Genomic DNA, 16,724 nt, shown 5'->3' with positions numbered 1-16,724 from the left:
CGAAGCTCACCTCCCGGCACACGCCGGGAGTGGGACCGGGAGAATCCGCCGTGTCCAGGCAGAAAGGTGTCTCATGGGATGGTTGAAGGGGGCTGCTCGCCGCGCTCGATGACGCGGCGAGCCCCCGCTCGCCGAGTGGGCTGGCGGCGGGGGCCTTCGCGAGGGGTTCATCACCGCGAGTGCCTACGGGAAAGCGCACCAGGGCTGCTATTAAGTGTCCGCGGTTTTGACACATGGACGGCCCCCCGTGCCCGACTTCTCGCGAACCCTTCCTGGCGTCCTGCTGAAGCTTGCCCAAGGGCCTTCCGCCCACACCCCGCTCTACACCTTCCTGGGAGAGAGCGACGGCGAAGAGACGGTCTGGAGCGCGTTCGACCTGGACGTGCGCGCGCGGAGGATTGCTTCCGCGCTGCGTGAGCGAGGCGCGCAGGGCGAGCGCGTGCTGCTGCTGTACCCGCCGGGGCTGGACTACATCGCGGGCTTCTTCGGCTGTCTGTACGCGGGCGCGGTGGCGGTGCCCGCGTATCCGCCGGACCCGATGCGGCTGGAGCGCACCCTGCCCCGCCTGCGCGCCATCATCCAGGACGCGAGGGCGTCGGTGGTGCTCACCACGTCGGGCATCCTGGAGCTGTCGGACTTCGTCTTCGAGCAGGCACCGGACTTCCGCGCGCTGCACTGGATGGCGACGGACTCGCTACCGGAGGGCGGCGAGAGGGACTGGGTGGCGCCCGAGGGCATGGGGGCGGAGTCGCTCGCGTTCCTGCAGTACACGTCCGGGAGCACGGGCACGCCCAAGGGCGTGATGCTCACGCACGGCAACCTGCTGCACAACCTGTCGCTCATCCACGGCGCCTTCGGGGCACGGGCGGACAGCGTGGGTGTCATCTGGCTGCCGCCGTACCACGACATGGGCCTCATCGGAGGCATCCTGGAGCCGCTGTACGGCGGGTTCCCGGTGACGCTGATGTCGCCCATGGCGTTCCTCAAGCGGCCCATGGCGTGGCTGGAGGCGGTGTCGCGCTTCGGGGGCACCATCAGCGGCGGGCCCAACTTCGCGTTTGATTTGTGCGTGCGCAAGAGCACGCCGGAGCAGCGCCAGGCCCTGGATTTGAGCCGGTGGGAAGTGGCCTTCTGCGGCGCGGAGCCCATCCGCCCGGAGACGCTGGAGCGCTTCGTGGAGGCGTTCGGCCCCAGTGGCTTCCGGCGCGAGGCCTTCTACCCGTGCTACGGCCTGGCGGAAGGCACGCTCATCGTCTCCGGAGGCGAGAAGTCGGCGCCGCCGGTGTCGGTGACGATTTCGGGTGGAGCGCTGGAGCGGAACCGCGCGGAGGAAGTGGGCGCGGCGGAGCCCGGAGCGCGGACGCTGGTGGGGTGTGGCCGGACGCTGGCGGAGCAGCGAATCGCCATCGTGGAGCCGGAGACGCTGGAGCGGCGCGCCCCGGGTGAGGTGGGCGAAGTCTGGGTGTCGGGGCCGAGCGTGGCGCAGGGGTACTGGGGCCGTGAGGAGGCGACGCGGGAGACGTTCCAGGCGCGCATCGCGGGGGAGGACGGCGGGCCGTACCTGCGCACGGGGGACCTGGGCTTCCTGCGGCCGGAGGGTGAGCTGTACGTCACGGGGCGGCGCAAGGACCTCCTCATCCTGCGAGGGCGCAACCACTACCCGCAGGACCTGGAGGCGACGGTGGAGGGGGCGCACCCGACGCTGCGGCCGGGTGGCGGCGCGGTGTTCTCGGTGGAGGTGGGGGGCGAGGAGCGCGCGGTCGTCGTGCAGGAAATCGACGTGCGGCGGTTGGGTGGGCTGCGTGAGCAGTTGGCGGCGGCGGACGCGGCGGTGGGAGTCATCCGTCAGCGGCTGGCGGAGTCGCACGAGGTGCAGGCGCACGCGGTGGTGTTGATTGAGCCGGGCAGCCTGCCCAAGACGTCCAGTGGCAAGGTGCAGCGGCATGCGTGCCGCGCGGCCTTCCTCGCGGGGACGTTGCAGGAGGTGACGGCGTGGCGGGCGGAACCCCTCGGTGGAGCGGCTTCGTCGTCGTCCGAGGCTCCCCTCCCCTCCGGTTCCAGCATGGCTTTCGGTGTGACGGGGGTGACCGCTCCCAGCGGCGCCGCCGCTGAGGTCGTCGGTTCTGGAGCCTCCGCATCTTCCGCCGCACTCTCGGGCTCCAGCATCGCAGGGTCCACCGCGGTGCCGGACTCCGGTGCCTCCGGGCCCCAGGCTTCCACCGGGCGGGCCGACATTCCTGGAACCCTCAGCCCATCCGCGACTGGCGCGGGCTCCGGAGCACGCGAGCCCGTATCCGGGCGGGATGCGGTGGACCTTGCCGCGAAGCCTGACGCGGACGCGCTGGTGGCGTGGCTGCGCGACCTCGTGGCCCGGCACGCGCGCATGCGCCGTGAGGAGATCGACGTCGAGGCTCCGGTCACGCGCTACGGGCTGGACTCGTTGGGCGCGGTGGAGCTGGCGCATGAGGTGGGCACGGGCACGGGCCTGACGGTGCCCATGGAGTGGTTGCTCCAGGGGCCGAGCATCACGTCCCTCGCACGGCAACTGCTCACGCTTCGGGCGTCAACGGGTCCGGCGTCGAGCACGCTGCGTCGCCGGGACGTCGAGGGTGCCCGGGCCGTGTCCTTCGCGCAGGCCCGGTTGTGGTTCCTGGACAAGTACGCACCGGGTGACGTGGCGTACAACCTGCCCGCGGCGGTGCGGCTGGAAGGCGAGCTGGACGTGGCCGCGCTGGAGGGAAGCCTCCAGGCGCTCGCGGCGCGCCACGATGCGCTGAGGACTTCCTTCGGCAGTCAGGACGGACGGCCCCTCCAGCTCATCGCGAAGGAGGCGGAGTTGCCTCTGGCGCGCGTATCGCTGGAGTCCCTGCCGGTCGAAGCCCGCGAGGCCGAAGCCACCCGCCTTGCTCACGAAGAGGCCCGCCGCCCGTTCAACCTGGCGCAGGGGCCGCTGGTGCGTGCCACGCTGCTGACGCTGGATGAACGCACGCATGTGCTGGTGCTCGTCATGCACCACGCCGTGTCGGACGGCACGTCCATGGCGGTGCTGGTGCGTGAGGTGTCCGCCCTCTACGCGGCACTGCGCGAGGGCCGGCCGTCTCCGCTGCCCGCGTTGCCGCTGGGCTACGCGGACTACGCGGAGTGGCAGCGGGAGTGGCTGGACGGAGCCGCGCTGACTCCGCAGCTGGACTACTGGCGCAAGCAGCTCTCGGGTGCACCCCGGCTGCTGGAGCTGGCCACGGACCGGCCGCGTCCCGCCGAGCGTGGGACGGCGGGCGCCCGGGTGCCGGTGGTGCTGGACTCGCGGCTGGCCGAGGCGGTGCGCAAGCTGGCGGTGCGTGAAGGCGTCACGCCCTTCATGGTGCTGCTCGCGGGCTTCCAGGCGGTGCTCGCACGTCGCGCGGGACAGGACGACGTCAGCGTGGGCACTGCCATCGCGGGCCGGAGCCGCGCGGAGCTCCAGGGGCTGGTGGGCTTCTTCGTCAACACGCTGGTGATGCGCACGCGGCTGTCCGGCGCGCCCACCTTCCGCGAACTGCTGGGCCGGGTGCGCACGACGGCGATGGGCGCGTACGCGCACCAGGACGTGCCCTTCGAGAAGCTGGTGGAAGCGCTGCAGCCCACGCGCGAGCGCGGGCACACGCCCCTCTTCCAGGTCATATTCATCCTCCAGGGCGCGCAGGTGGGGGCCCCCGTGCTGCCGGGCCTCCAGTCGCGACTGGTGGACGTGCACCCCGGCACGGCGATGTTCGACCTGACGCTCTCGCTCTCCGAATCCGCCCGGGGCTTCGAAGGCTGGCTGGAGTACGCCACCGACCTCTTCGACGCGGACACCGTGGCCCGCCTCGCTGGCCACCTGCGCGTGCTGCTGGAGGCCGCGGTCGCGGACCCTTCGCGCAACGTGGACGCGCTGCCGTGGCTGGACGCCTCGGAGTCGGAGCACCTGCGCGCGCTGTCTCGCGGACCCGACATCGAGTTCCCGTCGGACGCCACCATCTCCGCGCGCTTCGCGGCGCAGGTGGCCCGCACTCCTGACGCCGTGGCGCTCGTCGCCGGGGAGACCCGGCTGACGTACCGGGAGCTGCGCGCGCGGGCCCGGGCTTTGGCGCACACGCTGAGGCAGCGTGGCGTGGGGCCGGAGTCCGTCGTGGGGCTCTGCGTGGACCGCACGGCGGAGCTGGCCGTGGGGCTGCTCGGCATCCTGGAGGCGGGCGCGGCCTACCTGCCGCTGGATCCGGCGTACCCGGCGCAGCGGCTCGCCGCGATGTGGGAGGACTCCGGGGCGAAGGTCCTCGTGAGCCCCCGGCACCTGGAGGACGTGGTCGCGGTGCCGGCCGAGCGCCGGCTCTTCCTCGACGACGTGGACCCCTCGGTGGGTGCGGACTTCGTGCGGTCCGCGAGTGACGCGCGGACGCTCGCGTACGTGCTCTACACGTCCGGTTCGACGGGGCGGCCCAAGGGCGTGGGCGTGCCGCACCGGACGGTGATGAACTTCTTCCGCGCGATGGATGCGCACGTCTCGCCGTGCCCGGGCACGTGGCTGGCGATGACGAGCATCTCCTTCGACATCTCCGTGCTGGAGCTGCTCTGGTCCTGGACGCGCGGCTTCCAGGTGGTGCTCGCGCCGACAGGCCTGGAGCCCGCCGCGCTCGCGGAGGCGCTGGAGCATCACGCCGTCACCCACTTCCAGTGCACGCCGTCCTACGCGCGCGCCCTCGTGGAAGAGCCTCGCGCACTGCACGCGCTGGGCGGTCTGCGGCAGCTGCTCGTGGGCGGAGAAGCGCTCCCGGGCGGCCTTGCCACACTGCTGTGGGCTCACGTCCCGGCCCTGCTCAACATGTACGGCCCCACCGAGACGACGGTGTGGTCGTCCATGCATCGCGTCGAGGCGGCCACGACCGGAACGGTGTCGCTGGGACGGCCGCTCGCGAACACCGGGCTCTACATCCTGGACGCCCGGCTGCAGCCGGTGCCGGTCGGTGTCCCTGGAGAGCTGTTCATCGGCGGTGACGGCGTGGTGCGCGGCTACCTGGGCCGGCCGGACCTGACGGCCGAGCGCTTCGTGCCGGACGCGTTCCGCGACGAGCCGGGCACGCGGATGTACCGCACGGGCGACCGTGCACGCTGGCTGCCGGATGGGACGCTGGAGTTCCTGGGCCGCATTGACCACCAGGTGAAGCTGCGCGGCTTCCGCATCGAACCCGGTGAAATCGACGCCGCGCTTCGCACGCACCCCGAGGTCCGCGAGGCCGTGGTCGCCGTGCGCGAGGACGTGCCCGGCGAGCAGCGCCTCGTGGCCTACGTCGTCCCCGCCTCCGTGGACGCGGACGCCCTGCGCGAACACCTGCGCTCCCGCCTCCCCGGGTACATGGTGCCCGCGGCCTTCGTTGGCCTGGGCGCCCTGCCCCTCACGCCCAACGGCAAGGTGGATCGCCGCGCCCTGCCCGCCCCCACGGCCCTTCCCACCACCGGGGATGCCGGCCCCCTGACGCCGCTCCAGGAGCGGCTGGCCGCGCTGTTCCAGGACGTGCTGCACGTGGAGCGCGTGGGCGCGCACGATGACTTCTTCGCGCTCGGTGGGCATTCGCTGCTGGCCACCCAGCTCATCACCCGCGTGGGGGCCCGCTTCGGCGTGGACCTGCCCGTGCGCGCGTTGTTCGACGCGCCCACCGTGGCGCGGCTCGCGGAGCGCATCGAGGCGCTTCCCTCGCGGCATCCCGCCGAGCCCATCCCCACCGTGTCCCGGGACGGGGCGCTGCCGCTGTCGTTCGCGCAGCAGCGCATGTGGTTCCTGGACCGGCTGGAGCCCGGCCAGGCCCTCTACAACATCCCCCTGGCCCTGCGGCTCTCCGGTCCCCTGGACGTGGAGGTGCTGCGCCGCACCTTCGCGGAGATCGTCCGCCGGCATGAACCGCTGCGCACCACGTTCGAGGAGCGCGATGGCCAGCCGCTCCAGCGCATCCACGCCGCGCCCTCGGAGTGGCCCCTCCCGGTGGAAACCCTCCCCGAAGGCGACGCGCGCGAGGCCACCCTGCGCCAGCGCATGCGCGAGGACGCGACGTGGCCCTTCGACCTGGGCACGGGACCGCTGCTGCGCACGCGGCTGCTCCGGCTGGCTCCGGACGAACACGTGCTGCTGCTGTGCATGCACCACATCGTCACGGATGGCTGGTCCATGGGCGTGCTCGTGCACGAGGTGGGCAGCCTCTACGCGGCGCTCGCGGCGGGGCAGCCGTCGCCGCTGCCAGCGCTGGAGGTGCAGGCCGCGGACTTCGCCGCATGGCAGCGCCAGCAGGGAGACTCCGAGACGACGCGAGCCCACCTGGACGCGCTTCAGGAGTCGTTGAGGGACGTGCCCGTGCTCACCCTGCCCGCGGAGCAGGGTCTGCCCGGGACCCGGTCCACGCGTGGGGACAGCTACGTCTTCAGGCTGCCCGCGTCCCTGGTGCGCTCGCTGGAACAGGTGGGCCGCGAACGCGATGCCACGCTGTTCATGGTGTTGATGGCCGGGTACCAGGCCGTGCTGTCGCGCTACTCCGGGCAGGACGACTTCGCCGTGGGCACGCCCGTGGCCCACCGCACCCGGCCGGAGCTGGAGCCCCTCATCGGCGTGTTCCTCAACACGCTGGTGCTGCGCGCGCGCCTGGACGGAGCGCCCCGCTTCACCGAGCTCCTGGAGCGCGTGCGCGAGTCCTCCCTGGCCGCGTTCGCGCATCAGGACGTGCCCTATGAGCAGCTCGTGGAGGCCGTGGCCCCGGCGCGCGGGGGTGAGCGCGCCTCGCTGTTCCAGGTGATGTTCGTGCTGCAGAACGCGCCGCTGGCCGCGCCGGCCCTGCCCGGCATCCAGGTGAAGCGGCTGCACACCTCGACGGAGACCGCGCGCTTCGACCTCCTCCTGTCGCTCACCTCGAGCGACGGCGGGCTGTGGGGAACGCTCGAATACAACCGGGACCTCTTCACCGCCTACGCGGCGGAGCGGTTCGCTGCCCACTTCCGGGTGCTGCTGGAGGCCGTGGCTCGCGATGCCGCGACGCCCGTGCACCTGCTGCCGCTGATGGACGAGGAGGAACGCGCGCGGATGCTCGGGGCCTTCAGTGCGCCAGCGGCTCGGCCGTTGCGGGAGCCGGCCCTCCTGGAGTGCTTCGACGCCCAGGTCCGGCGCGCCCCTGACGCCGTGGCCGTGGAGCACGAGGACCGCACGCTCACCTACGCGGCCCTGGATGCGCGCGCGAACCAGCTGGCGCGTCACCTGCTGGCGCGGGGCCTGACTCCAGAAGGCCGCGTGGGCCTGTGCCTGGAGCGGGGCCTGGACCTCATCGTCGGCATGCTCGGCGTGCTCAAGGCCGGCGGCTGCTACGTGCCGCTGGACCCGTCCTACCCTGCCGCGCGGCTGACGTTCATGTTCCAGGACGCGGGCCTGTCCCTGGTGGTGACGGAGCGCTCCCTGCCCGCCGCCCTCCAGGGGCAGTCCTGGCCCACGGTGAGCCTGGAGTCCGAACAGGACGTGCTCGCGCGCTACGACGCGTCCTCCCCGGACGTGCGGGTGCCGCAGGCGCAGCTGGCGTATGTGCTCTACACGTCGGGCTCCACGGGCAAGCCCAAGGGCGTGGGCATCACGCACCACTCCATCGTGCACCTGGTGCGGGACACGAACTACGTCCAGCTGGGGCCGGACGACTGCATGGTGCAGGCGGGGACGCCCTCGTTCGACCTGGCCACCTTCGAGGTCTGGGGCGCGCTGCTCAACGGCGCCCGGCTCGTCATCCTTCCGCGCGAGGTGACACTGGCGCCGGCGGAGCTGGCGCGCACGCTGCGCGAGGTGGGCGCCACCACGGCGCTGTTCGCCACGGCGCTGTTCCACACCGTGGCGCGCGAGGTGCCGGACGCGTTCGCCACGATGCGTGTGGTCATCTACGCGGGGGAGGCCGCGAACGCGGATGCGGCTCGCGCGGTGCTGCGCGCGGGGCCTCCGGGCCGGCTGGTGAACCTGTATGGCCCCACGGAGTGCACCGTGGGCGTCACCACGCACGACATCGTGGACCTGCCGGAGCACGCGACGTCGGTGCCCATCGGCCGGCCGATGACGCGCGTCCAGACGTACGTGCTGGATGCGTACGGGCAGCCCGTGCCCGTGAACGTCCCGGGCGAGCTGTACCTGGGCGGTGACGGACTGGCCCGCGGCTACCTGGGACGCCCCGAGCTGACGGCGGAGCGCTTCGTGCCTTCCCCGTTCGGTGACGTGCCCGGTGCCCGGCTGTACCGCACGGGCGACCGCGTGCGCTGGCTGGCGGACGGGACGTTGGACTTCCTGGGCCGCATGGACACGCAGGTGAAGCTGCGCGGCTTCCGCATCGAATTGAGCGAGGTGGAAGCCATCCTCCGTCAGCACCCGTCGGTGAAGGCCGCCGTGGCGGGAGTGCTCGACGATGGCGCGGGCGATCCGCGCCTCGTGGCGTGGTACGTGCCCGGTGTTCCGCTGGAGGCGGCGGTGCTGCGCGCCTTCGTGTCCGAACGGCTGCCCGCGCCGCTGGTGCCCTCCGCGTTCGTGGCGCTGGACGCGCTGCCGCTCACGCCCGTGGGCAAGGTGGACCGCAAGGCGCTGCCCGCTCCGGATGCGCGCTCGGTCGCCGTGGCGGTGCCTTCGAAGCCGCAGCGGATGACGCCCTTCCAGCAGCGGATCGCGGACCTGTTCCGCGACGTGCTGCGCGTGCCGCAGGTGGGCGTGCACGATGACTTCTTCGCGCTGGGCGGCCACTCACTGCTGGCCACGCGGCTGCTGTCCCGCGTGCGCTCCACGTTCCAGGTGGAGCTGCCCCTCCGAGGCCTCTTCGACGGCGCCACCGTCGCCGACGTCACCGAGCAGGTGGAGGCCCAGCTCCTCACGCGCACGGACCTCCCGCGCGTGCCGGCCATCCGCAAGGTGGCTCGCGACGGTGAGCTGCCCCTGTCCTTCGCGCAGCAGCGGCTGTGGGTGATGGAGCAGCTCCAGCCCGGCGCCACGTCCTACGTCCTGCTGGGCGCGGTGCGCCTGGAGGGGGCGCTGGACGCCGAAGCCCTGCGCCGCGCGCTGGAGGTGCTCGTCGAACGCCACGAAGCGCTCCGCACCACGTTCGGCCTGAAGGGCCGCGAGCCTGTTCAGTTCATCCATCCCACGCCGGCCTGGACGCTGCCCGTGACGGACCTGGGCGACCTGCCGGCCACGGACCGCGAGGCGGCGGTGCAGCGGCTGGCGCGGGAGGAGGCGGGCCGGCCCTTCGACCTGGGCACGGGACCGCTGCTGCGCACGCGGCTCTTGCGGTTGACCCCGTCGCATCACGTGCTGCTCCTGGGCATGCACCACGTCGTCTCCGACGGCTGGTCCCTGGGAGTGATGGTGCGCGAGGTGGCCACGGCCTACGCGGCCTTCGCTTCCGGCGCGGCCCCGGCCCTGCCCGCCCTGCCCATCCAGTACGCCGACTTCGCCGCGTGGCAGCGCGGCTGGCTCCAGGGCGAAGTGCTCGCGGACGAGGTGGCGTGGTGGAAGGAACAGCTCGCCGGTGCGCCGCGGGTCCTGGACCTGCCCACCGACAAGCCGCGCCCCACGACGCGCTCCCCGCACGGCGCGCTGCTGCCCGTGCACGTGCCTGACGACCTGGCGGACCGGCTGGCGGGGCTCGCCCGGCACGAGGGCGCCACGCCGTTCATGGCGCTGCTCGCCGTGTGGCAGGTGCTGCTGTCGCGCTACAGCCGGCAGGAGGACCTGCTCGTCGGTGCTCCCATCGCGGGCCGCACCCACGGCGACGTGGAGGGGCTGGTCGGCTTCTTCGTCAACACGCTGGTGCTGCGTGCGCGCGTCCGTCCGGAGGCGTCCTTCCGCGCGCTGCTGGGACAGGTGCGGGACACGACGCTCGCGGCCTATGAGCACCAGGACCTCCCGTTCGAGAAGCTGGTGGAGGAGCTCCAGGTGCCTCGCGACCTGGGCCGCACGCCGCTGGTGCAGGCCGTCTTCGCGCTCCAGAACGCCCCGGCCGGGGTGCTCGAAGCGCCCGGGCTGCGGATGGAGCTGCTGGAGGTGGACGCGGGCACGGCGCACTTCGACCTGGGCCTGCTGCTCACGGAGACGCCGGACGGCCTGCGCGGCTCCATCGAGTACAGCACCGACCTCTTCGAGCGCGACACCGTGGCCCGGATCGCCGGCCACCTGCGCGTGCTGATGGAGGCCGCCGTCGCCGGACCGGACGCGCCGCTCTCCCGGCTGCCGTGGCTCACGCCGGAGGAGCGCCAGCAGGTGCTCGTCGCGTGGAACGACACCGCCCTTCCCTATCCCTCCGACAGCACCGTCGCGGCGCGCTTCGCGATGCAGGTCGCGCGGCAGCCGGACGCCATCGCGGTGGAGGACGGGGATGAGCGGCTGACGTACTCGCAGCTCGACGCCCGGGCCAACCGGCTGGCGCATGTCCTGCGGGCGCGGGGCGTGGGACCGGACGTGCCGGTGGCGCTGTGCCTGGAGCGCTCCGTGGGCTTCGTCGTCACGGTGCTCGGCATCCTCAAGGCGGGCGGCGCGTACGTGCCGCTGGATGCGTCGTATCCCGCGCAGCGGCTGAGCTTCATGCTGGAGGATGCCCGGCCGCACCTGCTCGTCACCACGCGTGAGCTGCGCGGACGGCTGCACCTGCCGGATGCGTCCCTGCCCTGCCTGTTCCTGGAGGAGCTGTCGCTGGCGGAGCAGCCCGTCACCGCGCCGGAGACCGGCGTGGGGCCGCGCCACCTGGCCTACGTCATCTTCACCTCCGGCAGCGGTGGACGTCCCAAGGGCGTGGGCATCGAGCAGCGCGGCCTGCTGCGCCTGATGCACTCGGCGCCGTACACGCGCTATGGCGCTCGCGACACGGGGCTGCTCTTCGCGCCCGTGTCCTTCGACGGCTCCGTGCTGGAGCTGTGGACGCCGCTGCTGCACGGCGGACGGCTCGTCGTCTTCCCGGGCAACGTGCCCGCGGGGGACATGGACACGCTGGCCCGCGTGGTGGAGCGCCACGGCGTCACGTTCGTCCACCTGCCCGCCGGCCTCTTCTCGCAGTTGATGGAGCACCGGCCGGACATCCTCGGGCGGCTGCGGGAGCTGCACGCGGGCGGCGACATCGTCTCCGCGCCGCACGTGCGCAAGGCCGTGGAGTCGCTGGGCATCCCCTTCACCAACGCGTACGGCCCCACCGAGTGCTCCGTGGTCGCCACCACCTTCACGGTGGCGCGGCCGGAGCAGGTGGCGCTGTCGGTGCCCATCGGCGCACCGCTCGCCAACACGTCGGTGTACGTGCTGGACGCGCGGCTGCACCCGGTGCCGGTGGGCGTTCCGGGCGAGCTGTTCCTCGGCGGTGACGGCGTGGCGCGCGGCTACGTGTCGCGGCCGGACCTCACGGCGGAGCGCTTCGTTCCGGACGCGCACGGTGCGACTCCGGGCGCGCGGCTGTACCGCACCGGGGACCTGGTCCGCTGGCGCCCGGACGGAACGCTGGAGTTCCTGGGCCGCGCCGACCACCAGGTGAAGGTGCGCGGCTTCCGCATCGAGCTGGCGGAGGTGGAGGCCGCCCTGCGCGACCTGCCCGCGGTGCAGGAGGCCGCGGTGGTGGTGCGCGAGGACGTGCCCGGGGACAAGCGGCTCGTCGCCTACGCGATGCCCCGCGCGGGGCACGTGCTGGAGGCCTCGGCGATGCGCGCGGCGCTGCGGCAGCGGCTGCCGGAGTACATGGTGCCGTCGGTGTTCGTGACGCTGGCCACCCTGCCCCTCAACCCCAGCGGCAAGGTGGACCGCAAGGCGCTGCCCGCGCCGGACGCCGCGTCCACCGGACGTCAGGGCCGCTTCGTGGAGCCCTCGCACCCGCTGGAGCAGCGGCTGGCGCCTGTCTTCGCCCGCGAGCTGGGCACGGACAAGGTAGGCGCGCAGGACCACCTCTTCGAGGACCTGGGCGCCACGTCCCTGACCGTGGTGCGGCTGGCCGCGCGCCTGCGCGAAGAGCTCCAACGCGAGGTGCCCGTCGTCTGGCTGTTCGAGCACCCCACGCTCGAAGGCCTCGTCCAGCGCCTGGAGCGCGAGTCCCAGGGTCCGGGCATCGCCCCGCCCGCGTCCCCGGCTCCGGGCCACCGTCCACGCGAGGCGTCGAAGCCGGGCGCGTCCGGCTCCATCGCCATCATCGGCATGGCGGGCCGCTTCCCCGGCGCGATGACGGTGGCGGAGTTCTGGCGCAACCTGCGTGGGGGCGTGGAGTCCATCTCGCGCTTCTCGCCGGAGGAACTGGAGCACATGCCCGGCCTGCCGGAGGGGGTGGAGCTGTGGCACCACCCGGCCTTCGTTCCGGCCGCGGGCGTCATCCACGGCGTGGACAAGTTCGACCACGCCTTCTTCGACATGTCCCTGCGCGAGGCGCAGTTCACGGATCCGCAGCAGCGGCTCTTCCTCCAGACGGCGTGGGCCGCGCTGGAGGACGCGGGCATCGATCCGGACCGCTTCCCGGGCGCCATCTCGCTGTACGCGGGGGCCACGGGCTCCGGGTACACGGACGCCGTGCGCCAGGCGATGCCGCTGGACGCGGCGTCGTTCATGGAGCTGCACGGCACCGCCACGCACGAGAGCCTGGCGACGAAGACGTCCTTCAAGCTGGGGCTCACGGGTGAGAGCACGCTGCTCTACACCGCGTGCTCCACGGGCCTGGTGGCGGTGCACCTGGCCTGCCAGAGCCTCCGCGTGGGCCAGTCCGACGTGGCGCTCGCGGGCGCGACGCGCCTGATGGTGCCGCAGCGCACGGGCTACGTGCACCAGGAAGGGCTCATCTTCTCCCCGGATGGCCACTGCCGCGCGTTCGACGCGAAGGCGGGCGGCACGCTGTCCGGCAACGGCGTGGGCGCGGTGGTGCTCAAGCGCCTGGAGGACGCGGTGCGGGATGGAGACTCCATCTACGCCGTCATCCGGGGCTCGGCGCTCAACAACGACGGCCGGAACAAGTCCGGCTTCACCGCGCCCAGCGTGCAGGGGCAGGCCGCCGTTGTGTCCCAGGCGCTGGCCAACGCGGGCGTCTCTCCGGAGGCCGTGGGCTACGTGGAGGCCCACGGCACCGCGACGCCGCTGGGGGACCCCATTGAAGTGGCGGCCCTCACGCGCGCGTACGGCCTGGGCGCCGAGCACCGGGGCCGCATCGCGCTGGCGTCGCTGAAGACGAACGTGGGCCACCTGGACACGGTCGCGGGCCTCGCGGGGCTCATGAAGGCCGCGCTGTCGCTGCACCATGGGGAGATTCCCCCCAGCCTCCACTTCGAGCGGCCCAACCCGCAGATCGACTTCGACGCGGGGCCGTTCTTCGTCAACACCACCTTGCGGTCGTGGCCCCGGGGCGAGACGCCTCGCTTCGCCGCGGTCAGCTCCTTCGGCATTGGCGGCACCAATGCCCACGCGGTCCTCGAGGAAGCCCCCATGCGGCAGAGTGGTTCCACCACGCGGTCCCACCAGCTCGTCGTGCTGTCCGCGCGCTCGCAGGAAGCGTTGCAGGCGGCGGCGTTGCAGCTCGACGCGCACGTGGCGGAGGGCGTGGACGCGCAGGCGCTGGCGGACCTGGCGTTCACGCACGCCGTGGGCCGCAAGGCGTTCGAGTACCGCAAGGCGTTCGTGGCGAAGGACGCGGAGGACCTGGCGCGGCAGCTGCGCAAGCCGGTGGTCGCGGTGAAGGGCGAGAAGCGCGCGCCGCGCGTGGCGTTCGTGTTCTCCGGCCAGGGCGCGCAGCGGGTCGCGATGGGGCGCGAGCTGGCGGAGGCGTCGCCCCGGTTCCGCGCGCACCTGGAAGCGTGCCTCGCGCTGCTGGAGGCGCCGCTGCGGGCGCGGGTGTCGAAGCTGCTGTCACCCGAGGCCGGCGCGGAAGCCGAGACCACGGCGGCCCTGGCGGACACGCGCGTCGCGCTGCCCGCGCTGTTCAGCGTGCAGGTGTCGCTGGCGCGGCTGTGGCAGGACCTGGGGGTGACGCCCTACGCCGTGATGGGGCACAGCTTCGGGGAGTACGCGGCGGCGTGTGTCGCGGGCGTGCTGTCCCTGGAGGACGCGATGCGCCTCACGGTGGCGCGCGGGGAGCTGATGCACCGCATGCCGCCGGGGGCGATGCTCGCGGTGGCGCTGCCTGCCGCGCAGGTCCAGCCACTGCTGTCGGGCCGGCTGGAGCTGGCGGCGGTGAACGCTCCGGACCGCTGCGTGGTGTCCGGTCCCGTGGAGGAAGTGGAGCGGCTGGAGGCGGAGCTGAAGGGCCGCAAGGCCGGGGCGGTGCGGATGCCCGCGCCGCACGCGTTCCACTCGGTGGACGTGGAGCCGGTGATGGCGGAGCTGGCGCGGGTGGTGGGGACGCTGCGCCGGTCCGAGCCGACGGTGCGGTACGTGTCCAGCCTCACGGGGACGGTGGCGCAGCCGGGGCAGCTCGCGGATCCGCGCTACTGGACGGAGCAGATGCGCAGGCCGGTGCTCTTCACCCGCGCGGTGGAGACGCTCCAGGAGGAAGGCTGCGCGGTATTGCTGGAGGTGGGCCCCGGTCAGGACGTGACGCCGCTGGTGCGCGCGAACCTGACGCGGGAGGAGAACGGGGGCCGCGGCCGCGTCCAGGGGCTGGCGTCGCTGCGCGTGGGCGGGACGACGACGGAGCAGATGGGCTGGCTCCAGGCGGTGGGAGAGCTGTGGAGCGCGGGCATCGCGGTGGACTGGAGCGCGTTCTACGCGCACGAGCAGCGCCTGCGGATGCACCTGCCCACGTACGTCTTCCAGGAGAAGACGGTCTGGGTGGAGCCGAAGGCGCAAGGCCCGGCGTCCGGCCGCATCACCACGGGGGCGCGGTCTCCGGCGCAGGTGAACGGCGCTGAAGCCGCACGGTCGAATCACGCGGCGCTCGGAGGAACCGACGGGCTGTCCGGGACCGCGCACCTGAGCGGGACCGGCCGGGTGGCACCGCCCACCGACAACCGCATGGCAGGGCCGTCTTCGCCCATCGGTGCTGCGTCCTCGTCCTTCGGGAACACCCACGCCGCGACCCAGACGGCGACCGCGTTCGCCGGGACCGGTCGCGTGGCGACGCTGACCGAGGCCCCTTCCTTCGACGGACCTCCGTCGACGACTTCCACCGACGCAGCCGTCTTCACCCCGTCCCAGCCGCGGACCGACGCCGCATTCCCCGACAGGTCGCAGATGCCCACGCTCACCGACGCCGCGGACCTCGACGAGCCTGTCACCGCGGCCCCGGCCTCCTCGCAGCCCGTCCGTGACGACGCGCCTCGCGGTGAGGTGGAGGAACGCGTGGCCGCGCTGTGGCGCGAGCGCCTGGGCCTGGAGTTCGTGGGCCGCCACGACGACTTCCTGGAGATCGGCGGCAACTCGCTGACGGCCGCCCAGCTCCTCAACCAGGTGCGCGACACCTTCGGCGTGAACCTGCCGCTCGCGGCCCTCTTCGAAGCCCCCACCGTCGCGGGCATCGCGGAGCGCCTGGTGCCCCTGCTGCGCCAGGCCCCGCAGGCCCCCGTGTCCGTGGAGCTCCCCCTGGTGCCGCTGCCGCGCACCGGCGAGCTGCCCCTGTCCTTCGTGCAGGAGCGCGTCTGGCGCCTGGAGCAGCACCTGCCCGGCCAGTCCGCGTACAACATCCCGTTCGTCCTGCGCCTCGAAGGCGACGTGAACGCCGACGTGCTGGAGCGCGGCATCCAGGAGATCGTCCAGCGCCACGAAGCGCTGCGCACCACCTACGACGTCGTGGACGGCCGCCCCGTGCAGCGCTTCCACGCGCACATGCACGTCCCGCTCACCCGCGTGGAGCTGCGCGGTCCCATGGAGACCCGCGAGCCCGAGGCCATGCGGCTCGCGCGCGAGGACGCCGCGAAGCCGTACGACCTCGTCCATGGTCCCGTCGTGCGCACCACCCTGGTCCGGCTGGACACGCGGCTGCACCTGCTGCTGGGCGGCATCCACCACATCGTCAGCGACACGCTCTCCATCGCCCTCTTCGTCCAGGAGCTGGGCCACCTCTACGACGCCTTCCTCCAGGGCCGTCCGTCTCCCCTGCCCCCGCTGCCCGTGCAGTACGCGGACTTCGGCGCGTGGCAGCGCCACAGCATCGCGGGCAACCGCCTGCCCGAACAGGACCAGGGCTGGCGGCAGCGGCTGGCCGGCATGCCGCGCAAGCTCGACCTGCCCACGGACCGCCCGCGCCCCGCGGAGAGCCCGCTCACCTCCGCGCGCATGACGGTGGACTTCCCGCCCGCGCTCGCCCGCGAACTCACGGCCTTCACGCGCCGCGAGGGCTTCACCGGCTACATGACGGTGCTCGCCGCGTGGCAGACGCTGCTGCACCGCTACAGCGGGCAGACGGACGTCGTCGTCGGCACGCCCATCGCCAACCGCACGCGGCCGGAGCTGCTGCCGCTCATCGGCTACGTGGCGCACTCGGCGGCGTTTCGCACGCGCTTCACGGACGGGCTCACCTTCCGCGACCTGCTCGCCCAGGTGCGCGATGAAGTGGCCGACGCGCAGAACCGCCCCGACGTTCCCTTCGAGTACCTGGTGGAAGCCCTCATCCCGGGCAAGGACATCGGCCGCGGCCGGATGACGGACTCCGTGTTCGTCTACCACACGGGCGCGGGCGCGGGTGCCGCGACGCTGGAGCTCACCGGCATGCGCGGCTCGCTGGTGGAGGTGCCGGGCACGCCCGTGCAATGGGGTGCCACGCTGGCGGACCTCA

At 73.0% G+C, this 16,724-nt stretch carries 1 protein-coding gene (cut by a window edge); it reads left to right on the top strand.

The features are described 5' to 3' along the window. Positions 1-247: 247 nt before the first annotated feature. Positions 248-16,724, top strand: partial view of a non-ribosomal peptide synthase/polyketide synthase gene (locus tag NR792_RS07975; RefSeq protein WP_375759473.1) — the 5' end (the start) only. Its footprint extends 20,675 nt past the window's final position; only the first 16,477 of its 37,152 coding nucleotides appear in the window; it begins with the start codon at positions 248-250; its stop codon lies off the right edge, out of view.

Origin of the sequence: Corallococcus exercitus (assembly GCF_042231735.1) — a bacterium.
Classification (GTDB): Bacteria; Myxococcota; Myxococcia; order Myxococcales; family Myxococcaceae; genus Corallococcus; species Corallococcus exercitus_B.
This window is presented reverse-complemented; position numbering and strand designations above follow the sequence as displayed.